The organism is Spiroplasma endosymbiont of Amphimallon solstitiale, assembly GCF_964030965.1.
GTDB lineage: Bacteria > Bacillota_I > Bacilli_A > Mycoplasmatales > VBWQ01 > Spiroplasma_E.
The window spans coordinates 425,986-450,114 of record NZ_OZ034999.1 but is presented as its reverse complement, the minus strand read 5'-3'; the positions used below and the strand labels follow the sequence as shown (position 1 = coordinate 450,114).

22 protein-coding genes, 1 tRNA gene and 4 pseudogenes are annotated in these 24,129 nt (G+C 22.8%); 8 read left to right on the top strand and 19 right to left on the bottom strand.

The features are described 5' to 3' along the window. Positions 1–583: 583 nt before the first annotated feature. From AAHH39_RS02805 to AAHH39_RS02760, 10 genes are all read right to left on the bottom strand, one after another. Positions 584–712 (bottom strand): hypothetical protein, encoded by a 129-nt coding sequence (locus AAHH39_RS02805; RefSeq protein WP_255495923.1) that lies wholly within the window; start codon positions 710–712, stop codon positions 584–586. Between the two features lie 5 nt (positions 713–717). Continuing rightward, positions 718–2,262: a sodium-dependent transporter gene (locus tag AAHH39_RS02800; protein ID WP_342218768.1), complete on the bottom strand. Its 1,545-nt coding sequence runs from the start codon at positions 2,260–2,262 to the stop codon at positions 718–720. Between the two features lie 208 nt (positions 2,263–2,470). Further along, positions 2,471–3,415: an IS30 family transposase gene (locus tag AAHH39_RS02795; RefSeq protein ID WP_342218767.1), complete on the bottom strand. Its 945-nt coding sequence runs from the start codon at positions 3,413–3,415 to the stop codon at positions 2,471–2,473. Between the two features lie 33 nt (positions 3,416–3,448). Continuing rightward, entirely contained in the window at positions 3,449–5,611 is a 2,163-nt protein-coding gene (locus AAHH39_RS02790; RefSeq protein WP_342218766.1) for a hypothetical protein, read from the bottom strand. Next, positions 5,541–6,902, bottom strand: a complete 1,362-nt coding sequence (locus tag AAHH39_RS02785) for a hypothetical protein (RefSeq protein WP_342218765.1) — start codon at positions 6,900–6,902, stop codon at positions 5,541–5,543. Before AAHH39_RS02785 ends, AAHH39_RS02790 begins: the two co-directional genes overlap by 71 nt. Positions 6,903–6,904: 2 nt before the next feature. Then, positions 6,905–8,035 carry a hypothetical protein gene (locus tag AAHH39_RS02780; RefSeq protein ID WP_342218764.1) on the bottom strand — a complete coding sequence of 377 codons (1,131 nt, stop codon included), beginning with the start codon at positions 8,033–8,035 and terminating at the stop codon, positions 6,905–6,907. Next, positions 7,972–8,376 carry a hypothetical protein gene (locus tag AAHH39_RS02775; protein ID WP_342218763.1) on the bottom strand — a complete coding sequence of 135 codons (405 nt, stop codon included), beginning with the start codon at positions 8,374–8,376 and terminating at the stop codon, positions 7,972–7,974. Before AAHH39_RS02775 ends, AAHH39_RS02780 begins: the two co-directional genes overlap by 64 nt. A gap of 4 nt (positions 8,377–8,380) precedes the next feature. Next, a complete protein-coding gene (locus AAHH39_RS02770; protein ID WP_342218762.1) occupies positions 8,381–10,093 on the bottom strand; it encodes a hypothetical protein in 1,713 nt (570 codons plus the stop codon). A 43-nt stretch (positions 10,094–10,136) separates the two neighbouring features. Next, complete coding sequence (locus AAHH39_RS02765) at positions 10,137–10,487, bottom strand: hypothetical protein (RefSeq protein ID WP_342218761.1); 351 nt, start codon at positions 10,485–10,487, stop codon at positions 10,137–10,139. Positions 10,488–10,490: 3 nt separating this feature from the next. Further along, positions 10,491–11,009 carry a hypothetical protein gene (locus AAHH39_RS02760; protein ID WP_342218760.1) on the bottom strand — a complete coding sequence of 173 codons (519 nt, stop codon included), beginning with the start codon at positions 11,007–11,009 and terminating at the stop codon, positions 10,491–10,493. Between the two features lie 234 nt (positions 11,010–11,243). On the opposite strand from AAHH39_RS02760, the gene AAHH39_RS02755 reads away from it, so the two are divergent. Further along, on the top strand, positions 11,244–12,188 hold the full coding sequence (locus tag AAHH39_RS02755; RefSeq protein WP_342218759.1) for an IS30 family transposase: 945 nt from the start codon (positions 11,244–11,246) through the stop codon (positions 12,186–12,188). On the opposite strand, the gene AAHH39_RS02750 is transcribed toward AAHH39_RS02755, so the two are convergent. Continuing rightward, the gene (locus tag AAHH39_RS02750) at positions 12,185–12,985 is read right to left on the bottom strand and encodes a hypothetical protein (RefSeq protein ID WP_342218758.1); all 801 of its coding nucleotides are present in this window, start codon (positions 12,983–12,985) and stop codon (positions 12,185–12,187) included. The genes AAHH39_RS02755 and AAHH39_RS02750 overlap by 4 nt on opposite strands. Further along, positions 12,985–13,404, bottom strand: a complete 420-nt coding sequence (locus AAHH39_RS02745; RefSeq protein WP_342218757.1) for a hypothetical protein — start codon at positions 13,402–13,404, stop codon at positions 12,985–12,987. The genes AAHH39_RS02750 and AAHH39_RS02745 overlap by 1 nt, the downstream gene beginning before the upstream one ends. Positions 13,405–13,792: 388 nt before the next feature. Between AAHH39_RS02745 and AAHH39_RS02740 the strand changes: the two genes are divergently transcribed. The 3 genes and pseudogenes from AAHH39_RS02740 (at position 13,793) to AAHH39_RS02730 (ending at position 17,177) form a co-directional block, all read left to right on the top strand. Further along, positions 13,793–15,031 (top strand): IS256 family transposase, encoded by a 1,239-nt coding sequence (locus AAHH39_RS02740; RefSeq protein ID WP_342219309.1) that lies wholly within the window; start codon positions 13,793–13,795, stop codon positions 15,029–15,031. A 239-nt stretch (positions 15,032–15,270) separates the two neighbouring features. Then, positions 15,271–16,062: pseudogene (locus tag AAHH39_RS02735) on the top strand (IS30 family transposase); the annotation flags it as partial. Positions 16,063–16,268: 206 nt separating this feature from the next. Next, positions 16,269–17,177 (top strand): hypothetical protein, encoded by a 909-nt coding sequence (locus AAHH39_RS02730; RefSeq protein WP_342218756.1) that lies wholly within the window; start codon positions 16,269–16,271, stop codon positions 17,175–17,177. A gap of 72 nt (positions 17,178–17,249) precedes the next feature. On the opposite strand, the gene AAHH39_RS02725 is transcribed toward AAHH39_RS02730, so the two are convergent. The 3 genes from AAHH39_RS02725 to AAHH39_RS02715 all read right to left on the bottom strand — a co-directional run bounded on the left by AAHH39_RS02725 (position 17,250) and on the right by AAHH39_RS02715 (position 20,606). Next, positions 17,250–18,776 carry an MATE family efflux transporter gene (locus AAHH39_RS02725; protein WP_342218755.1) on the bottom strand — a complete coding sequence of 509 codons (1,527 nt, stop codon included), beginning with the start codon at positions 18,774–18,776 and terminating at the stop codon, positions 17,250–17,252. Between the two features lie 56 nt (positions 18,777–18,832). Continuing rightward, a complete protein-coding gene (locus AAHH39_RS02720; RefSeq protein WP_342218754.1) occupies positions 18,833–19,060 on the bottom strand; it encodes a hypothetical protein in 228 nt (75 codons plus the stop codon). A 133-nt stretch (positions 19,061–19,193) separates the two neighbouring features. Further along, positions 19,194–20,606 (bottom strand): ABC transporter permease, encoded by a 1,413-nt coding sequence (locus AAHH39_RS02715; protein WP_342218753.1) that lies wholly within the window; start codon positions 20,604–20,606, stop codon positions 19,194–19,196. A 93-nt stretch (positions 20,607–20,699) separates the two neighbouring features. On the opposite strand from AAHH39_RS02715, the gene AAHH39_RS02710 reads away from it, so the two are divergent. After that, complete coding sequence (locus AAHH39_RS02710) at positions 20,700–20,852, top strand: hypothetical protein (RefSeq protein ID WP_342218752.1); 153 nt, start codon at positions 20,700–20,702, stop codon at positions 20,850–20,852. Here AAHH39_RS02710 and AAHH39_RS13260 read toward each other — a convergent pair. After that, positions 20,844–21,299: pseudogene (locus tag AAHH39_RS13260) on the bottom strand (IS30 family transposase); the annotation flags it as partial. The gene AAHH39_RS02710 and the pseudogene AAHH39_RS13260 sit on opposite strands and share 9 nt — an antisense overlap. On the opposite strand from AAHH39_RS13260, the gene AAHH39_RS02705 reads away from it, so the two are divergent. Beyond that, positions 21,265–21,417, top strand: a complete 153-nt coding sequence (locus AAHH39_RS02705; RefSeq protein WP_342218751.1) for a hypothetical protein — start codon at positions 21,265–21,267, stop codon at positions 21,415–21,417. The pseudogene AAHH39_RS13260 and the gene AAHH39_RS02705 overlap by 35 nt on opposite strands. A 53-nt stretch (positions 21,418–21,470) precedes the next feature. Here AAHH39_RS02705 and AAHH39_RS02700 read toward each other — a convergent pair. Both AAHH39_RS02700 and AAHH39_RS02695 read right to left on the bottom strand, forming a co-directional pair. Further along, positions 21,471–21,959: pseudogene (locus AAHH39_RS02700) on the bottom strand (helix-turn-helix domain-containing protein); the annotation flags it as partial. Between the two features lie 152 nt (positions 21,960–22,111). Further along, a tRNA-Ile gene (locus AAHH39_RS02695) sits at positions 22,112–22,188 on the bottom strand. 347 nt (positions 22,189–22,535) lie between these two features. Between AAHH39_RS02695 and AAHH39_RS02690 the strand changes: the two genes are divergently transcribed. Further along, positions 22,536–22,697, top strand: a complete 162-nt coding sequence (locus AAHH39_RS02690; protein ID WP_252319474.1) for a hypothetical protein — start codon at positions 22,536–22,538, stop codon at positions 22,695–22,697. A gap of 128 nt (positions 22,698–22,825) precedes the next feature. Beyond that, the gene (locus tag AAHH39_RS02685) at positions 22,826–23,083 is read left to right on the top strand and encodes a hypothetical protein (RefSeq protein ID WP_281748997.1); all 258 of its coding nucleotides are present in this window, start codon (positions 22,826–22,828) and stop codon (positions 23,081–23,083) included. A gap of 82 nt (positions 23,084–23,165) precedes the next feature. Here the strand turns inward: AAHH39_RS02685 and AAHH39_RS13255 are convergent. Further along, positions 23,166–24,109: pseudogene (locus AAHH39_RS13255) on the bottom strand (IS30 family transposase). Positions 24,110–24,129 lie beyond the last annotated feature (20 nt).

Genomic DNA, 24,129 nt, shown 5'->3' with positions numbered 1-24,129 from the left:
AAGTTAAAAAAAATTATTTTTTAATCTTTTTTTCAATATGTTTATTTTTTTTCTTTTTAAATAAAACAAGTTTTTCTTTAAAGAAATAAGAAACAATGACAAAAATAATTGAAGCTATAGCAAAAAAATGAGCAATTAATCATATAATTCAGAATTTATTAATATTTAAACTAAAAAGAAAAGTTGTGCACAATATTGTGATAATTAGTGACAATGTTAAAAATACTAATAAAATTTGTTTTTTATTAGTAACTCATATTGGCATAATAAAAATAAATAGAATTATAGTAGTAATTGGTCAAATCATAATTTGAATTGAAGTATTCATAATTTTGGCAACAATTGAGTTTTGAGATTTAGGAAAAAAATTATTAGTCATAAACATTAATCAAACTAAAAATAAAAATAAAGAAGCAATTGTTAAAGTTATTTTGCTAATTAATAAAATTTGTTTTAATTTATTTTTTTCCATTTCACTCACCATTTAATAATAAGTTTTGTAAACTGGCATTTTGATGCCAGTTTACAAAAAAACCTAATTATAATACTTTATCATAAGTATACTAAAATATTTTAAAAAATATTATTCTTTGTTTTTTTCTTTTCTTTTTTGTTTTTTATGACTCTTAAAATCCATTATGACAAAGAAAATAAAAAGACCAATAATACTTACTAAAGAAATTACCATTAAAATAATTGCTCCAACATCCATGTTTTTTAACCTCTTTCAGTTTTTGTTTTTATTTTAAATAATTTATTAAAACCATTATGAATATTTTTATGATAAGTTAAGATAAAAGTTAAAAGTAAAACTAACCCAACACCAAGTGTTAGACCAACTGTACCATAGACAAAATTAGCATTGATAATATTAATAATAAAATCATAGATACCAGTAGCAATATTAATTAAAATTAAAATTGGTGCGATAATTAAAATTACTATTTTATATCCTTTTGTTCATTTCATTCATGAATTTTCATTATTATATAATTTTAATGTATCATATAGTTTTCAGCCATATGGACTAATACCAATTAATAAAATAAACCCAATTATTAGTAATCAAATTTGTGCTACTCAGATTGCTAGCCCATTAAACAGCGCTGGTGAATTACTAAAGGTAAATAATACTGATACTGCCATTGCTCCTAATAATGATATTGCTAATGCTTGTTTGCGCTTTAAATGAATTTCATATTCTAGACCATTTACCATTGATTCAACTTGACCAATTAGTGAGGACATACCCGCAAAGAAAAGTGTAACAAAAAATAATATTGCTAAAATATTTCCTAAAATAGGAACTTGATTATTAATAATAGCAAATAATTGTGGTATTACTTGGAAAATCAAAGCAGGACCTGCTTGAAATACATCCTTAATATCAGTTTTACCTTGATTTTGAGCAATTGCACCTATTGAATTAAAAACAATAATTGTTGTTAATATACCAATAACGCTAGTACCAAAGGCTACTACAAAAGCTTGATTAGTACTATCTTGTTTTTCAGGAGCATGAGCTGCATAAATATAAATGGTTCCTGTACATGTTGATAACATAAAGAATGATTGACCAAAAGCATCTTTTCATAATCTAGGATTTAATAATTCTTTAGCATCTAAATCAAACATTACATTTAATCCAAGTTTAGCACCTGATAATGTACTAGTATAAATTGCTAAAATAATAATCATTAAAAATAAAAATGGAATCATAATTTTATTGGCTTTTTCAATTCCTTTTTCAACACCACCTAGTAGAATAATACCCAAAATAATTCATACACCAATTGTTGCAAGTAAAATCATTCAATTTAAGTTACCTAGGCTATTTAAATTGCTAATATCTTGATCATTTGTTTGTTGTAAAATATTATGATAAAAATAAGAACCTTTATTTAAATTACAAGTAAAACTAATAATAATATTAATTAAAGTTCATCCTACTAAAACACTATAATAAGTACTTAGTAAAATAACGGTTGTTGAATGCAATCAAGAGAAAAAAGCACCCTTTTTACCTCCAACCTCACTAAAAAATTCAATATGATTTTTGCGATATTTATTACCAATTGTCATTTCAATAAATAAAACTGGTATTGCACAAATTACCATACATATTAAAAAAGGGATTAGAAAAGCACCATGATGGTTATACATTTGAGTTGGAAATCCTCAAATACCACCTAATCCTACTGCCGAACCCATTACTGAAAGTAAGAATCCTAATTTTGAGATATTTAAGCGTTGTTTTTTCATATTAATAAATGACCTCCTTTATAACAGTTAATTATACAAAAAAAATATTTTATTAAAACCAATTTCAGTAAATAAAATTTTGCGATGTTATTTATTAATAATGTGTATTGGAAAATATATAGAAAATCAAAATTTTATTTTATTTAATAAAATGATATTATTAAAAATAAATAATAACCTGAATTGTAAATATAAATGGGACAGTTTTTTAAAATAATTGTATTAAATCTATTGGTCTTTTATAAGATAGTGATTTTCTGGGTGTAGAATTAATTTGAAATGCTATAGTATTTAAATCTTTTTGTTTATATGAAGATAGATCTGTAGATTTTGGTAAATATCTTCTTAAAATACCATTATTATTTTCATTTAAACCTCTTTGACAAGGTTTACCAGGATCTGCAAAATAAATCTTAACATTACAATTTTTTTCGATTAATTTTCATTTACTAAATTCTTTACCACGATCAAAAGTAATAGTTTTAACTGTTCCTTTTTGTAACTTTGAAATAAATTTTATTATACTTTTTGTAATATTTTCTGATTTATTATTTTTAGTTGCTAAAGGAATTGTGGTTTTTGATCATATATCAGCTAAAGTAATAATAGAACTTTTATGATCTTTACCAATGATAGTATCACCCTTTAAATGACCAAATTCTTCTATATTTTTAATATTAGGAATGATTAAATTTCTTTCATGAATAGACTTACAATTATTAATTCTGCCCCTAGTTTCTTTTTGTTTGTGAGGTTTATTTTTTCCTTTTCTCAATAAGTTATTTTCATCAAAACCCATTCGATTTGTTTTAAACATGTTATATAAAGTTTTTGTTGAAATACTTTTTATTTTATTTTCCTTTAAAAAATTAGCAATTATATCAAGAGCATAATTTTTAGTAATTAACAAATGATTAATAGTATTAATTTCTATTAAAGTTAAAATTATTAATTTTCTACCTGCATTTTGTTTATTTTTTTGAATTTTATTCAATATTTCTAATGGTAATAAGTTTTGATTTAATAATCTACAAACTCTATGTACAGTTGATTTACTATAATCAATGGCTTTTGCTATTTTACGAATCGAAAATCCATAACTTTTATATTCTTTTATTGCTATTATTGATTCAATAGTCAGATACTTATACATTGTACTAATTCCTTTCTTTTCTTAATTATAGAATTAACACAATTTAATTTTTATATAAGTGTCCTTTTTAATTTTACAATTCAGGTTATATAAAGTAGTTCAATTAAAAGCATTACCAGTCAAATAACCCATATTATTATAACGAAATTGAGCAACTGATATTTCATTATAATCACCTTGATAAGTAAAAGGATTATCACTATAAAATGTATGTCTTTCTTCACCTTGATGTAAACTTTGAGTTACAATTGTATCAATAATATAAGCATAATTTGAACCATCAATAACTCCATTACTTGTAGGATTTCATTGACAATCTTTATCTTCATTTGTAAATGGTGAAGCAATATCTAAAAAATCTGTATCTTCTGCTAAAATATAAACTTTATTATTTTTCTTTTGTGATAAATCAACAGTTGATATTTGTTCTTTTGTAGTTAATTTCTTACCAGTAGTAGGGTCTCATGGATAAACACTTATTCTATCACTTAATTTCATTGTCATAGCAGTTGTTGAAACATTAGCACCTAATAATTTACCTAATGCAAACTCACTTGAATTACTAAATACATTTAAAGGTATAAATCAATTTGTATCATTATTACCAATAATACTTGATAAATTTGAAGCAAAAAATGCTGACATAAATCCATTAAAAAATGGCATATTTTTATATTGTTGAGAATTTTGAGTAATAATAAATCCTACTGGTATACCTAATGTTAAAGCATTTAATAATTTACCTACTAATGGTATTGAACTTAAAGCAAATGGTAATCATTGTACACTATCATAAGGCATTTGAATTAAACTACTAAATACTACACTATTAAAATTTAATATAGCTGACATATATTTTTGACTTATTTTTTTATAATCAACAGTTGGACTTCCTATAACTAAGCCAGTATCTGGGTCTTTATATTTAAAATTAGAACTCATATCAACATTATATTCACCTTGTAAATTATTTATATTTCATTCACTATCTCAAAAGAATTTTGCTTTACCAATAGCGTCACCATTACTTTTAATTGCCAATTCTTTATTACATGTTAATATACCTTGAAAATCTTTTTGTGCTAACATATCAAATCTTCTTGCTTCTAAAAATTTTTGTCATGTATCATAATGAGTAAATCCAGTAGGTTTAGCGTCCATAATATTATAAAATGTAGTTTCTGGATGACTACTTGTTGTTATTTTATCATTTATTCCAGCAATTAAACCACCATTATTTTTAATATTAGTTGTAGATTTTTCATTATTACCAGCAATAAATAATTTTCTTGAAGCAAATATTTTACTTTCAAATATTTCTTCATTATTTTGTTGTATAGGTTCTTGTCCTTGAATTATTGGTCTTCCATAATAATAACAACTTGTTAATAATTCTAATCCATAACTTTGTCTATGACTATATCTTACTCCTATATCACGCATTAAAGTACGATTTAAAGTTACTTTTCCTTTTTCAATAGTAGGGAAAGCATAACCACTACCCGGGCTTGCATATTGTACAAAATCAAGTGTATTTTGACCAGTAGAAACTACTCTATCATTTAAACTACTAAAAGTTAAAACTTGCATACTAAATGCACCATTATAAGGACTATAATAATTTGTTACATTTGAAATATATAATAATTGTCTATCTTGATTTTTACCACTATTACCACCAATATTTTCATTTTCATCATTAAATACAACAAAAAATTGTAAATAATCATCAATTGTAATATGTTCTTCAAACATTACTAAAGTATATTGTCTTTTAGTTTGTACTGTTTTAAATATTTGATTATTTGGTAAATTACTAAAATCAACACCACTTGTATCATCAATTAAATAAGCATTTCAATAATCTCCAATTTTATATTGTTTTGTATAAAATTCATCTTGACCAGTAACTTTATGAGTTTCTTCATTAATTTTACCTTTATTTTTTTGATATATTTTTGTACTATTTTTTCAAATACATACAACTGGAGTAGTACCAGTTAATATTAATTCATATTGACCAAAATCACTAATTTTACTATTAATTGGTTTATAACCAGTTTCAGTTAAAGGAATTGCACCATTATTTATAATAAATGGAAATATTTTTCAATAACTACATCTTTTAATTAGCAATTGTTGTCTTTTTAATTGAAGATGTAGATGTTTCATTAATTGAATTTGTTGATGTATCATTTTCATTTTCTCCTAATAATTTTATTTCTTCTTTATCTTCTTCCATTATTTCTTTATAATGTTTTTTAGCTTGTTGTTTTGTTACTTCATCTAATTCAGCAATAGCTTGTGTATATGATATTGTTCTATCTGCTAATCTTTGACTAATCATTTCTTGTTTTAATAATTGGTCAGTCATAGCAATAGGTAAAAATTTAAAACTATAAGGTCTATCACCAATACCATTTCATAAATTTTCATGAATTAATAACATATCAAAAAATCTATAAAAATAATATGAATAATGACTTATTTTAGTTTCTGTAGTTTCCATATCATTTTTATTATTAAATAATGATTTAATTTTATTTTCATAATTTACACCAGAAAATTCATTATAATCATACCCTGCACCATTTCAAATATCTTTTCCTAAATCATCTTTATCTAAAATATAATTACTAGCTTTAAAATCACCTTGAATAACTTCCATACCACCAGCACCAGATTTATTATATCCAGCAGTACCAACATTAACTACAATATTTTTTTTAGGATTATCAATTATTTTTCCATGTTCAATCATATTTTTAACAGTTTCATTATCAAATGCACCAAATAAAGTAGTAACATTTAATTCTCTATCAACATTTCTTTGAGTATATGATTTATGATAATATTTAATTAAATTTCAAACTGGATAAGTATCTGGATAAGCATTTAAAGTTGTTGAATTACCATAAAAATTAACCATTGGTAAATTTGTTATTTCTAATATTGGTAAATAACTTCAAGGATTTTTAATTTCATAACTATATTTTGGTATTAAATTAGGTTTTAATTTTGTATGTGCTGTTCCTAAAATAATTTCTTTTTCATTTTTATCATCATTTTTATAAGTTTCAAATCTTATTTTTCCATTTTCAGCAATTACTCAAGTTAAAGTTGCACTATCTGCTTGTTCATTTATAAAAAAGAATTCTGCACATTGTTCTTCTTCATTATATTTAGCAACTCTACCAGCAAATGAATTAGGTAATACTTTTAAACTTGTACTATTATCTTTATAAATAATAGGCATTATATATACTTTTCCAAGTAAACTTTCTTGTATTCCAAATTTATATAATTTTTCAAATCATTTATCACTAATAATTTTATTAGTAAAATATTTTAAAATATTTTCTTTTTCACTATCAAATAATAAACCTTTACCTAATCATAATTTAGTTGATTTTTGAGCAATTCTCATAGGAATATCACTATATCATTCTCTTCTATTACAAGAAAGATATTCTAATGGATTATTCATTTTTATCACTCTCCAAATTTATTTTTATTAATTAATAATTCATTATTAATATTATTAATTAATCATTTCATTTTATGCATTGAAGCATACATTCTTGCGTCTCAACAATTATCATATAAATCAAGCATTTGAGGTTCATTATTTGAATTTTCTAATTTAGATTTTGCTAATCATTGCATTTTTGATAATTCTTCATGTGTATTAGGACATCTTTTTCAATTAATACTTAATATACCTTTAATCATACAAATAGTATCTCAATCAATTCTATCTCTTAAATACATTGTAGTTTTATCTACTGGAGTAAAATTTAATCAATTAATTTTTCTTTTTTCTACTTCTTTTTTTAAAATATCAATAACTGCTAATCCACCACTACCATAATCAACATAACAAGTAAATCCAAATTTCATTGCTTGAAATTTAATACTTTCATCTAAATAATAATCAATAATATTATTTGCTAATTCATAAGTATCTTTAAATTTCATTATTGCATTACTATGATAAAATTCACTTTCTTGATGTATTCTTCTAGTTTTTTCATTTTCACCAATAAAACATAAAACAGCAACAGTAGGATGAGCTTGTGAACTTGTAGCAAAACCTAAATCTAAACCACCAACTATTTCATTAACATTAAAATCTAATTCAGTTTTAAGTTTATCTAAATATCTTGCAAATATAGAACCAGTTAAAACACTAGGTACACCATAATATCAACTTTGCGCTTTAATAGGATCAAGTATTTTTAATTCTTCTAAATCATTAATTTTATCTTGTTTTAAATTATGTTCATTTAATTTTCAATTTGAATAATGAAATAATTTAAAAATATTATTATCAAATACTGATTTAATTTGTTCATTATTTTCTTTCATTAAATTTAAATTAAAAGGTACAATTTTATTCATATATTCAATAAAATATTGATAAATATTATCTGGATTACAACTTCTAATTTTAATAGTTTTTTTAGCATTACCTAATGCAAATGTAATTGCTTGAAATTCTGCTTGACTAAATTCATTTGCTTCTTCACATCATTCAATTGCTAAATCAAAACCTTTTATTTCACTACGAGAAAGACCTTTAAGTGGTATTCTATCATTACTATTACTATATACACCCACATAACTCTAATAAATGATTTTGAACCTTTAAAACGAAAATCTGCTTGTTTATTTGGATATTTTAAAGTAAAATCTTTATAATCAAAACTAATATTAATTAAAGCTTCATCAATTTCTTTTGTTAATTCATTAATATCTTTATTTAATTTTCTAAAACAATATATAGCAATTGATTTATTAACTTTAATTGAAATTGCTATTAATATTGCTAATTCTTCTGCAATACTATATGTTTTACTTGAATATCTACTTCCACTTAAATTATATTCACTATGAGTAAAATCACTTTTATTTAATAATCAATAACTAATTTCATGTAAATAAGTAAATTCTTTATTCATAATATTATTCCTGTAATTCTTCTAATTTTCATACATTACCTTTTAAATTACCTTTTCCACTATAAATAGTAATCAATTTAGCATGTTGAACTGATAAAATTACTATATTAACACTATCATTAAAGGTTTGTATTGGTACACCAGCAATTTTGTTATCCGTTATAATAAATTCTTGAATAGTATAAACTGGATTATATATACTTCAAGAATAATAAACTCTATAATGTTTATTAACTATAAAATCATAAGTAATTTGTCAATTATCTCATTTATTTTTTTCTCTTATTCCTACTTCTTTTCAGTTTGAACCACTTGGACTTGGTGTTGGATTATCTGGTAATTCAATATCTCAACAATTTTCTTCAACTTCATTTGTTTCTAAACTTTTTGAATTAATTTTTAATTTTGGTGTAACATCAACTTTAATTGTATTTTGTAATTCTTCTAATGAAAGAATAGCACCATAATTAATATCTCCACCTTTTAAATATAAACTACAATTAAAACTACTTTCTCTAACAGTTAAAGTTAATATTACATCTTCATCTTTAATTTTAAATTTTGCAAGTAAATAATCTCCACCTAAATAATTACCAGTTTTAAATTCTACTTTATGCTTTATATTTGCTTGATTTACTGGTAATCTATCTAATGTTATAATTACTCTATATACAGTATTAAAATTAATTTCAAACGTATCTCATTCACGATTATTTTTACTTTTACTTATTACTTTTCATATTTCTTTATCTTGTTTTTTATCAATATTTGCTTTATTTTCATTAATAGCAAGAACAATTTGTTTAGCAACTGTTTGTAAATCTTCATCATTGATATTTTGTTTTTTATCTATTAAATTATCAACATATTCTTTATTTGTACCATCAGTTTCAAAAGTAGGTATACCAACATCAATAATACGTTTATCATTTGCACTAATACCTTTATCATCTTTTGAATGAATAAAATTAGGATTATCTTTATCAACTTCTCATAATAATTCACCACCACCAATAGCACTAATAACTTTTTCTTCTTGACCTTCTTTACCATCAACTAACTGTAAACTATCATTACTAAAATATTTAGTAAATAATTCAAGTGTTGTTAAATTATCAAATGATTTTATACCAGTAGTATCAAATCATAATTCAGTTCCAATAATATTTTTAGGATATTTTGGATATATTTTAACTCTTTTATCATTTGTTTTTAGATTTAATATTTCTAAATATCTTGTTAAAGGACTATCTTCACCACAATTACTATAAAAATTACTAAAAAAATCATTTCTTTTAGGTAAAACATCTAAATTAAAACCAGTAATATTTGGATATTCTTTAATTTTTCTTAAACAATTAAATACTTCTGGAACAATATAATAAGGTTCATTAGGATTATTTTCACTATAAGTCATTCCACCTTGACTAATACTTGATTGACCACGAATATAATTACTATCTTTTGTTAATAAAAATCTAACATAATATGCAGTTGCAGTTTGTATTTCATCAGTAAATTCTGTTAATGTAGTTTCTGGTCATTTTTTAGAAATAGAATGTCCACTTAAATAATCAATATTATTACTTGCAACTGAAATAGCAAATCAAATTTCATTATCTGGTGTTGTAGTATCATCAAATTCTAATTTATTAAAACCTTTTCAATTTTTAAATTCTTCAATTGTAATAAACATTAATGGGTCTTTAATAGCCATAATAATTTACTCCTTAATGTAAAATAAAGGGTATTTAAACCCTTTAAATTCCAACCTTAGTTGCTTTTTTCTTATCTTTTTCTGATAATTGTTTACGCTTTGCTCTTTGACTAATAATAGTATTTTTAAATACTTCATCTTTTTCATTATCATTATTAAAACTATCAAGTAATTTAGCAACTGATGTAGTTTCTAATTGTAATTGAGAATTTATTTGTTTAATATTTTCAATAATAAATTGAATTTCTTTATCTCTTTTTAATTCTTTTGATATTTTGTTTTGTTTTGATTTTTTAATAAATTTTAATAATAAAAGTAAAACAATAGTAATAATAATTCCACTAGCTAATGCTCCACTTAATACTGCTGATATTACTGTTGTAGATAAATTCATTTTTTATTCCTCCAATTGTATTTTATTTGAATGTTGTTTACATAATTGACATTCTTTTTTATGTTTTCTAATATTTTTATATTGATATATTAAATAAGGACTTGTAATAATAATTGGAATAGTTATTAATAAATATTTAATTAATTTTCCATAATTACCTAATTTAGTAATAATATTTAATCCAATATGACCAAACATAGGAAATAAAGTTAATATTAAATGGTCTGGTCAAGTAAAATTATATTGATTAGTATAATTACCTATTCCCATTGATATTGGTATTTTAGGTATTAATCATGGTGTTATTGTAAAAAATAATGTTATTAACATACCTATAATATGACTTGTTATTTTTAAAATATTTAATATTAAAATTTTAATTTTATCAATATGAGTACTATTTTTATTAAATCAAATCTTATTTAATTTTTTATATTCTTTATTATCTTTACTTAATGGATTAATAGTATTTCATATACCAATTGGTTTAATTGGTTTATCTAATTCAATAATAATTACCACCTACTTTCATGTTTTATAAAAATTAGAATTTTGTTTAATTTTTATATATTTTCTTGTATGTAAAGAATTTTTTAATAATTGTTTTCTTTCATATCTTCATTGATTACTTCCTATTTCATTTTTAGATAAAGTTTTATATTCTTTTAATTCCTGAATTGTAAAATTAAAAAGGACACTTATATAAAAATTAAATTGTGTTAATTCTATAATTAAGAAAAGAAAGGAATTAGCACAATGTATAAGTATCTGACTATTGAATCAATAATAGCAATAAAAGAATATAAAAGTTATGGATTTTCGATTCGTAAAATAGCAAAAGCCATTGATTATAGTAAATCAACTGTACATAGAGTTTGTAGATTATTAAATCAAAACTTATTACCATTAGAAATATTGAATAAAATTCAAAAAAATAAACAAAATGCAGGTAGAAAATTAATAATTTTAACTTTAATAGAAATTAATACTATTAATCATTTGTTAATTACTAAAAATTATGCTCTTGATATAATTGCTAATTTTTTAAAGGAAAATAAAATAAAAAGTATTTCAACAAAAACTTTATATAACATGTTTAAAACAAATCGAATGGGTTTTGATGAAAATAACTTATTGAGAAAAGGAAAAAATAAACCTCACAAACAAAAAGAAACTAGGGGCAGAATTAATAATTGTAAGTCTATTCATGAAAGAAATTTAATCATTCCTAATATTAAAAATATAGAAGAATTTGGTCATTTAGAGGGTGATACTATCATTGGTAAAGATCATAAAAGTTCTATTATTACTTTAGCTGATATATGATCAAAAACCACAATTCCTTTAGCAACTAAAAATAATAAATCAGAAAATATTACAAAAAATATAATAAAATTTATTTCAAAGTTACAAAAAGGAACAGTTAAAACTATTACTTTTGATCGTGGTAAAGAATTTAGTAAATGAAAATTAATCGAAAAAAATTGTAATGTTAAGATTTATTTTGCAGATCCTGGTAAACCTTGTCAAAGAGGTTTAAATGAAAATAATAATGGTATTTTAAGAAAATATTTACCAAAATCTACAGATCTATCTTCATATAAACAAAAAGATTTAAATACTATAGCATTTCAAATTAATTCTACACCCAGAAAATCACTATCTTATAAAAGACCAATAGATTTAATACAATTATTTTAAAAAACTGTCCCATTTATATTTACAATTCAGGATTTAAAAAATCCTTTTTCTAATCTATTAATAAAATGCATAGTTTTTTGTACATTAATATTATTTGGATAAATTACACTAGTATCTTGTGAACCATAATATTTACCTTTTTTTGCTAATTCACTTTTAACATATTTTCTTAATTGACTTGGTAATCATTTTCTATTTCAAAATTTTCAAAATATTGTTCCAGCACCAGTGCCATTTTTACCTTTTGCTTGTGTCATTAATATTCATATTTCTTGTGGAAATGTTGGATAAGTATAAGGACCATATCATATTTGTTTTTTATCATTATCACTTTGAAATAATGTTGTTAAAGTTCCAATTTTTAAATTTTTATTATCAACAATAAATCTACCTTTTTTAAATCATGAACTTGATAATACTTCTCATGCATTATCTGGTATTTCTTCTTCATTTTCTTTAAATAAATTATTTACTTTATTTACATAATTTTTAACTTTTCTAATTTCTGTTGACATAATAGAATTTTTAAAACTATTTATTGGATTTTTAAATTTATTAATTTCATTTTGTAATATAGATAATTCACTTGGTTTTAATATACTTGTTAATTTTTTAAGTATATTTGGATTAAAAACACTATATGGTTGATGTATTTCTTTTTCACTAATATTTTCACTATCAAATACTGCTTTTAATGATTGATTTTTATAATAAGTTTTTAAAGCATTTATTAATGCTAATTTAATATCATTACTTACTAAAGCATAATATATTCATTCAATAATTAAAGGGTTCATTATAAACTCATGTGATTATAATCTCAATTTAATGAAGCATTATCTAAAATTACATCACTCATATTAGTTCCATATTGACTACTGGTTTCACTATTAATAGTAAATCTATTATCATTAATTAATCTTGCAGTTTCATTTGTAAATGAAGTTTCTTGCAATTCTCTATCATGTGTAGTTTCAATAGGTAGTAAATTATGGATAATTTCAGAAGCACCAGCAATTATGGTAGGTACTGCATAAGCATTATTAAAATCATTATTTATACCCATTGCTACACCACTTGAAATTAAACATCCACCAGTAGCCATATTACAAATCTTTCTTATTGCTTCAAATTTATGTGGTATTAATTCTGTTAATCCTGCAATAAGATTTGAAATACCATAAGCATTTAAACTAATATATGTATCTCAATCCATTAAATGATTATTAGTAGTATTAGTAGTACTTAATAATAAATCTGGTGGAAATGGGTCAACAGTTGTTGTAGTTATTGGACTTTCTGTTGGATTAGGATTAATGGAAGAGTTAGTAAACTTACTATAATTTGCTAAACCAATTGTTCCTAAACCTAGTAATATTTTTTTACTACTATTAATTAATTTAGTTTTAGTATTTGGTCTTTGATTTAAATTTCAAATATCTAAACCTAATTTTTTACCAAATAATAAACTATTAATTGAACCTAATACTGGATTTGCAATTACTTGACCGGCAATGTTTAGTAATCTGTGTAACTTACAAAAATAACTATGTTTAATTAATTCTAGTAAATATAATTAAATGACTAGAAAGAGTGAGTTACAGATGGCTAAAAAACAAAATATTAATAATAATGATCCAATATCAAAAGCAGTAGATTTATTATTAGAAAATACTGAAGATTTAACAACAGTTTTTAAAGAAGGGGGTTTATATAAAGAATTAACAAAACGTTTAGTTGAAAAAATGTTGAATTCTGAAATGCAAAATTATTTAGGATATGAAAAAAATCAACATAGTAATACTGAAAATGCTCGTAATGGTACAAGTTCAAAAAAATTAATAACTCAACAAGGTAAAATTGAGATTGATGTACCAAGAGATCGCAATAGTGATTTTACTCCTGTAATAGTTGCAAAAAGACAGCGAAGATTTGATGGTTTTGATCAACAAGTGCTTTCACTATATGCAAAAGGTATGACTCTATCTGACATTAGAATGCAGTTACAAGAGTTATATCATGGTGCTGATATTAGTGAAAGTGTTATTAGTCAAATTACTGATGATGTTATTGATGATGTCAAAACATGACAAAATCGACCATTAGAAAGCGTTTATCCGATTGTTTATTTTGATTGTATAGTAGTTAAAGTTCGACAAGATAAACGGATTATTAATAAATCAGTTTATATAGCATTAGGAGTTGATTTAGAAGGTAAAAAAGATGTTTTAGGCTTATGAATTAGTGAAAATGAAGGTGCTAAATTTTGATTAGCTAATTTCACAGAAATGAAAAATCGAGGCTTAAATGATATTTTGATTGCTTGTAGTGATAATTTAACAGGCATGTCAGAAGCAATACAAGCAGTTTATCCTAAAACAGAACATCAATTATGCATTGTTCATCAAATTCGAAATAGTTTAAAATATGTTTCATACAAACATCGAAAAACTCTAGTTACAGATTTAAAACCAATTTATAGTGCATGTAGTGAAGAACAAGCAATGCAAACTTTAGAATCATTTGAAAGTAAATGAAATAAACAATATCCCCAAATTGCTAAATCTTGATATAAAAATTGAGAAAATTTGATGATTTTTATTAGTTATCCTGCAGAAATCAAAAGAGTAATTTATACAACAAATGCTATTGAATCTGTTAATAGTCAATTACGAAAAGTTATTAGAAACAAAAAAGCTTTTCCTAATGATATGTCAGTTTTTAAAATATTTTATTTAGCAATTGAAAATATAACAAAAAAATGAACATTGCCTATTCAAAATTGAAATACAGCAATTGCTCATTTTATGATAAAATTTGAAGACAGAATTAATCTGAACTAGTACTTTGTAAAACAAAGATACACAGATTTCTAAAAAGCCTCAACTTTTACTTTAATATTTTAAAACTTAATAAATCTAAACCTAAATAGTTAGGAATTTTCAATTTATAAAAGTTAATAAAATCTATATTAAGACTTGACATTAACCCTTTTTAGGGTTATAATATTCATAACAATTAATAATTTAAAGTTGTCTTTTATTTAAAGAAAATTAAATTATAACTATTAACTTTATTCACCCAAATATTGAATAAAATTCAAAAAAATAAACAAAATGCAGGTAGAAAATTAATAATTTTAACTTTAATAGAAATTAATACTATTAATCATTTGTTAATTACTAAAAATTATGCTCTTGATATAATTGCTAATTTTTTAAAGGAAAATAAAATAAAAAGTATTTCAACAAAAACTTTATATAACATGTTTAAAACAAATCGAATGGGTTTTGATGAAAATAACTTATTGAGAAAAGGAAAAAATAAACCTCACAAACAAAAAGAAACTAGGGGCAGAATTAATAATTGTAAGTCTATTCATGAAAGAAATTTAATCATTCCTAATATTAAAAATATAGAAGAATTTGGTCATTTAGAGGGTGATACTATCATTGGTAAAGATCATAAAAGTTCTATTATTACTTTAGCTGATATATGATCAAAAACCACAATTCCTTTAGCAACTAAAAATAATAAATCAGAAAATATTACAAAAAGTATAATAAAATTTATTTCAAAGTTACAAAAAGGAACAGTTAAAACTATTACTTTTGATCGTGGTAAAGAATTTAGTAAATGAAAATTAATCGAAAAAAATTGTAATGTTAAGATTTATTTTGCAGATCCTGGTAAACCTTGTCAAAGAGGTTTAAATGAAAATAATAATGGTATTTTAAGAAGATATTTACCAAAATCTACAGATCTATCTTCATATAAACAAAAAGATTTAAATACTATAGCATTTCAAATTAATTCTACACCCAGAAAATCACTATCTTATAAAAGACCAATAGATTTAATACAATTATTTTAAAAAACTGTCCCATTTATATTTACAATTCAGGAAATTTAATATTTCATTTTATTACTAAAATAATTTCTTATAATAAATATTAAAAATAAAGTAATTTCTCGTTTACAAAAAAATATTAGATATAATACTTGTAAACTAAAAATATAGTTTTTGACCTATTGTTTTATTTTTTAACAAATAGGTTTTTATTTTAAAAGGGGGACAAAATGAAAACAATTAAAAAAGAACAATTATTTACTAACAAAACATATTTAATAAATTATGAAACTATAGAAAAAATTAAAAAACAATTACTAAATTTAAAAGAAGAAAAAATAAAACTTATTGAAAAAAGTGAGAAAATTGAAAAAGAAATTAATAATTATCAAAAAACTATTCAATTTTGAATTAAACAAAATAAAGAAATAGAAGATAAAGTATTTCAATTTAATATTCAAGTCTATAAATTAAAGGAACAAAAAATTAACAAAATTAAAAATTTTTTTATTAATCTTTTTTCATTTGGAAAAATAAATAAAAATAAAAGTATTAATAATTTAATTGAAACAGAAGAAATAAATTGTGAATTATTTAAAAAAACAAAATTAAATAATCAACAAAAAATTAATATTTTAAATTCAAATTATATTGAAAAACAAACAAAATACGCAAATTTAATAACTAATATTAATCAAATAACTGAACATGAAAACAAATTATTAGAAGATAAAAATAATTTGTTAAATAATAACAATAATTTATTAATTGATTTAATAAATCAAAAAGAACAGCAAGAAAAAGAAACAATTGTCGAAGTCAATGAGCAAATGGTTGAACAATTTGAATCAGAAATATTTCAACTTACTGAAAAAATTTGTGATTTGAAAAATCAATTATTATCTAACAGTAGTGATGAAGGTTTTAATTCAAAATCCACATCAACAGATTCTTTAAATTCAGATATTTCAGTACCTCTAAAAATACAACCAAAACTACAAATATCTAACCCCATTAATAAACAAAAAGAAAAGGACATCCCTTGAGAACAAACACTACGTAAATATGAAAATGATATTCCAACAAAAAATTATAAGCAAAGAATAAAGCCAACTAATTCAAGAATAGTAAAATTTTAAAAATTAAACATATTTAAATAAACGCCATAAAAGGCGTTTATTTAAATTATATATTAAAGAAATTTTCAATCTTTAGAAATTAGCAATATCAACTTTATCTTTTGCTTTTGGTATATCAATTACTGGTGGAGATTCTGGATATACTTTATTCATACTACTTGCTAAATTTCTTACTCATTTACCACGATGATAAATAAATAAAGCAATAACCATCTTAAGAACATCACAAGAACGCATAATAGCATAAATATAAACAATATCTAAAGGACTATAATGTACCTCAATAAATAAAATTAATATTGAAAAACATCAAGTAAAACAACTATCAACAAGTAAAACAGTAATTGCTAAGCCACCAGCACGAAATGCATAAATACAAGTATACAAAATAGTATAAGCACTAAAAACTATAGCATCAACACGCATCATTCAACTAGAAATTCGTAAGGCTTCTGTTGTTGCATTAAATAATAATTGTGATAAAAAAAATGAAGATAAAACTAATAAGCCAGCAAAAAATAATGATACAAAAAAACCTAACCTAATTAAATGTTTAGCATTATATTTAGCACCAATCAAATCATCGGCACCTAAACGATTGGCAATTAACACCGAAGAAGCAATACCAAATCCAATATATAAAGTATAGAACATGGTATTAATCGTGGAAGCAATTGCCGAACCACTTAATGCTTCAAAGCTTCATTGCGAAATTAATCTAATAATCATTGTCGTAGCAACTGCAAATAATAAATCATTTAACATTAATGGCCATGTTTTAATTATAATTTTTTTAAATAAATCACCCCTAATCTTAAACATTTTCAAAACTTTTGGTTGAAATTCATATTTCTTTCATATAATAAAACCACTAATTAATGCCAACTGAGCAATTCTCGCTGTTAAAGTAGCAACTGCTGAACCTCGTGCTCCAATTCCTGCAACTGCACCAATACCATTAATTAATAATAAATTTAATAAAAAGTTAATAAATACTGAAACAAAAGTTAATATTAATGGAATATAACCACGTTTTGTTTCACGAAATACTGAAACAAAAGCAAAGTTTATTCCTAACAATGGATAAGAAAAAACAATTCATTGATTATAATCAATACCTTGTGCTGTTGCTAAAGATGCTGAATGAAATTCATAATAACGTAAAATAATTTGTACAAATTGGGGATCATTTTTATCAATATTATGAACATTCATAAAATCAATAAGTGAATTTTCACTAAAAGGATGATTATAATTTAAAATGTCCTTTAACTCATTAATATCATTAAGATTTAATCCTTTAGCAGCACATAATTGATTAAATTTATCCAATGCACTACTAGGACTAGTAGTATAAGAAATTAAATATTCACCTACTGTATAAGATAAAATAATAACTATTACTCCAATTAAAAATCCAAAAATAATTCTCATTCTTACTGTTTGTCTTAAAGAACCATATCTTCCAGCTCCATAAAATTGAGCACCAAAAATACTAACACCGTTGATAAAACCTCCCATAACGGCATAAATAATAACAAAAATTTGATTAGAAGCAGTAACTCCCGAAACAGCAATTTGTCCTGCTGAATATTGCAAATGATAAAAATGTTCTAAACCATTATCTTTTCATCAACTTCAATTATCTCAAAGTCCTAATGAAGTAAAAATATCCCTAATATGTTCATTCCACTAATAAAACTATCCTTTAATTCTCCAACCATAATATTATCTAGTAAATTCATTGATGCTGATAATATTTGTTGCAATACTGCCGGAATAATAATCATTAATGCTAATAAATACCATTTTTTAGTAGCAAAAAAATTACTAATTTTATGTGGATTTGCTCTATTATTAATTTTAAATCCACTAATTTTCATAATTTCACCCTTATCATTAATTTACTCTATATTATAATAATAATTTTACATCATTTAAATAATGAGGTTTGAAATTTAATATATAAAAAATCAACATCTTTGATGTTGATTTTTTATAAAAGATACTAAACTACTAAGTAAAATCTCTACGATTAAATACTAATCATGAAGCACTCAATAAACCAATACCAAGCAAAACATAGACAGTCAATAAAACTGGAAAATTAAGAATTTTACTATTAGTTGCTTTATTGGTATCAACTTGATAATTTGTGTTAACTTTATTAAAACTAACTAAATAAGAATCTGCTGTCATAGCATACTCACTTGGATAAGCAAAGATTGAACTTTGTTCAGTCGATATTCCATCTCAAATATATTTTAATTGATAAAAAATATTTAAATAACGCATTGCTTTAACTTGTGATGTCTTAGTATTAAGAGCATCATATTGTGATTGAGAAAGAGATGTATTTAAACCCGTAATCATAAGATTTACTGAATAATCAACATTATTGCTACCAACACCATTTGATCTTTTGGGACCAAGGTTATCTAGTCCAACTTTTTCACCTGTCATTAATTCTTCAAAACTTTGTTCTTTTCATTGACGAAAAGCATTACCAATATTGTAAATATGAGTAACCAAGTCCTTAGGAGCATCAGCAGTTGGTGGAGTACTAGTACTACCATTCTTAATTGCTAATACTGTTGTTTGTTCTTTTTGATAATCATAATTATTAGGATACTTAACTTCTTTAATATATGCATCGTAAATACTAACCATAGCCTTATGAATAGATTCAATAGTAGTTGTTGGGTCTTTTCTATATACATCATTAATTCAATCAATATCAGTTTTATCTAATTTAGCTTTTACATTATTATAAACTGCTAATGACTGTGAAACAACATAATATGTAGGATCAAATGTTACTAAACCATTAATTAATGTCGCAAAAATATTGAATAAAGCAGCCATTCCAATCATAATTGCAACTAAAGCCTTAGCATTTAAAATTAATGAAAATAAAATAGCAATTGAAGAAATAATTAAATCAAAAATAATAGCAACACCAAATAAAATTCACAAATAAGGAAATACCGCACTATAAATAGTTGAACTACCAATGCCAGGAATAGTAATAACAAAACTAGCAATAAAAATAGATAAAAATAAGTATAAAATAATTACCACTTGTAAAGATAATAACTTTTCAGTTCAAATTCTAGTTCTACTAACTGGCTTTGATACTAAAATCAATAAAGTACCATCATCAATTTCATCACGAAAAACTTGTGTTGCTTTAACTGAAATAAATACAAAAATCATAATTGATAAAAGTACCGAGAATGATAATATTTTTCATTGTGGTACATAAAAATTTAATGCTTGATCATAAGTTAATTGTTTTATTGCTTCAGAACCCACAAATAACGAAATTAAAGACCAAGATAAAGCAAGAAAAATTAAAGTTATAATAAAAATAATTCAAGTTGAAGGAGTAGCAATCATCTTTTTAAAAGTATAACGAAATATTGGCATTATTTTTCTCCCTTCTTATTTTTATCATTAGCTTCCATAACAATTCGTTCATACATTGTTTGCAAATCAACAGTATATGGTTTTAAATAAGTAATGATAATATTAGCATTTAAAGCAATTGCTAATACTTCTGCAACTTGTGCTTCAGTTTTAATATTTACCAATAAACGATTTTCATTAACATCTACTGAAAATTTTTTATCTATCCTGAATTGTAAATATAAATGGGACAGTTTTTTAAAATAATTGTATTAAATCTATTGGTCTTTTATAAGATAGTGATTTTCTGGGTGTAGAATTAATTTGAAATGCTATAGTATTTAAATCTTTTTGTTTATATGAAGATAGATCTGTAGATTTTGGTAAATATCTTCTTAAAATACCATTATTATTTTCATTTAAACCTCTTTGACAAGGTTTACCAGGATCTGCAAAATAAATCTTAACATTACAATTTTTTTCGATTAATTTTCATTTACTAAATTCTTTACCACGATCAAAAGTAATAGTTTTAACTGTTCCTTTTTGTAACTTTGAAATAAATTTTATTATACTTTTTGTAATATTTTCTGATTTATTATTTTTAGTTGCTAAAGGAATTGTGGTTTTTGATCATATATCAGCTAAAGTAATAATAGAACTTTTATGATCTTTACCAATGATAGTATCACCCTCTAAATGACCAAATTCTTCTTTTAATTATGTAGAAAAGTATGGATGACCAAAAATTATTCATCAATTTACACTTAAAATATTATTTTTAATTAAAAATTTGTTAAAAATAACATTATTTAGTGTAAAAATTCTCTAAAAATAACACTTTATCATGTATCATTACTTTTCTACAAAATTAAAGAATTCTTCTATATTTTTAATATTAGGAATGATTAAATTTCTTTCATGAATAGACTTACAATTATTAATTCTGCCCCTAGTTTCTTTTTGTTTGTGAGGTTTATTTTTTCCTTTTCTCAATAAGTTATTTTCATCAAAACCCATTCGATTTGTTTTAAACATGTTATATAAAGTTTTTGTTGAAATACTTTTTATTTTATTTTCCTTTAAAAAATTAGCAATTATATCAAGAGCATAATTTTTAGTAATTAACAAATGATTAATAGTATTAATTTCTATTAAAGTTAAAATTATTAATTTTCTACCTGCATTTTGTTTATTTTTTTGAATTTTATTCAATATTTCTAATGGTAATAAGTTTTGATTTAATAATCTACAAACTCTATGTACAGTTGATTTACTATAATCAATGGCTTTTGCTATTTTACGAATCGAAAATCCATAACTTTTATATTCTTTTATTGCTATTATTGATTCAATAGTCAGATACTTATACATTGTGCTAATTCCTTTCTTTTCTTAATTATAGAATTAACACAATTTAATTTTTATATAAGTGTCCTTTTTAATTTTACAATTCAGGTAATTTTTAATTTGATTTAAATAAAAAAAAATAAACAAAACTGTTTATTTCATAATTTCACATATAATGGTGGGACTAAATGGACTTGAACCATCGACCTCACGCTTATCAAGCGTGCGCTCTAACCAGCTGAGCTATAGTCCCAAAAAGAGCAACAGAGATATTATATATTTGTTCAAGCACGATTGCAATATATAATAACAATATTTCTTTAATTTTGTAGAAAAGTAATGATACATGATAAAGTGTTATTTTTAGAGAATTTTTACACTAAATAATGTCACTTTTAACAAATTTTTAATTAAAAATAATATTTTAAGTGTAAATTGATGAATAATTTTTGGTCATCCATACTTTTCTACATAATTAAAACAATATTTTATTTAATTTTTATTTAATATTCTTATAATAAAAATTTATATTTTTAAAAGTAAAAAAAATTTTTTGTATAATTTATTCATACAAGGTTTTTTATTAAGAGGGGATTGAGAATGACAAAGATTAAAATACATATCTTAAAAATTGAAAAATGAAATCAAAATTTAGGAAAAGAAGCAACACTAAATGATGATGATATAAAAGATATAAATGAGAATGAGAATATAGAAAAAATTAATGATGATATTATTGCAAAATCACCTACGTTTTCATAATCATATTTTTATTGTATATTTATTAAAATTTTTTAATAAAAAATACTAAATATGAATTAAGTAAAATGATATAATTTATATATAATTTACTTGTTAAATTATATATATAAGTTTGAGAGGTAAAAAAAATGAATGGCAATAAAAATGAAATGAAAATAAAACTCAAAGAAATTTATTTATTAAAATATAAAACAAATCAAAGTGATGACATAAAATATAAAGCATTTGAAACATTAGAATTAGCAACACTATTTCATCTAAGTTTTAAAGAAATAGTGACAAAATTTGGATACCCTAATCGCGAAATTATTCACTATGAAATTATTGTAATACCATTTAATTTAGATGCAAGTAGAATATTGAATCAAATTAATAAATCAAAATAATATTAAGAAAATATTTGAATATTTTCTTAATATTATTCATTTATATAATTACCTGAATTGTAAATATAAATGGGACAGTTTTTTAAAATAATTGTATTAAATCTATTGGTCTTTTATAAGATAGTGATTTTCTGGGTGTAGAATTAATTTGAAATGCTATAGTATTTAAATCTTTTTGTTTATATGAAGATAGATCTGTAGATTTTGGTAAATATCTTCTTAAAATACCATTATTATTTTCATTTAAACCTCTTTGACAAGGTTTACCAGGATCTGCAAAATAAATCTTAACATTACAATTTTTTTCGATTAATTTTCATTTACTAAATTCTTTACCACGATCAAAAGTAATAGTTTTAACTGTTCCTTTTTGTAACTTTGAAATAAATTTTATTATACTTTTTGTAATATTTTCTGATTTATTATTTTTAGTTGCTAAAGGAATTGTGGTTTTTGATCATATATCAGCTAAAGTAATAATAGAACTTTTATGATCTTTACCAATGATAGTATCACCCTCTAAATGACCAAATTCTTCTATATTTTTAATATTAGGAATGATTAAATTTCTTTCATGAATAGACTTACAATTATTAATTCTGCCCCTAGTTTTTTTTGTTTGTGAGGTTTATTTTTTCCTTTTCTCAATAAGTTATTTTCATCAAAACCCATTTGATTTGTTTTAAACATGTTATATAAAGTTTTTGTTGAAATACTTTTTATTTTATTTTCCTTTAAAAAATTAGCAATTATATCAAGAGCATAATTTTTAGTAATTAACAAATGATTAATAGTATTAATTTCTATTAAAGTTAAAATTATTAATTTTCTACCTGCATTTTGTTTATTTTTTTGAATTTTATTCAATATTTCTAATGGTAATAAGTTTTGATTTAATAATCTACAAACTCTATGTACAGTTGATTTACTATAATCAATGGCTTTTGCTATTTTACGAATCGAAAATCCATAACTTTTATATTCTTTTATTGCTATTATTGATTCAATAGTCAGATACTTATACATTGTGCTAATTCCTTTCTTTT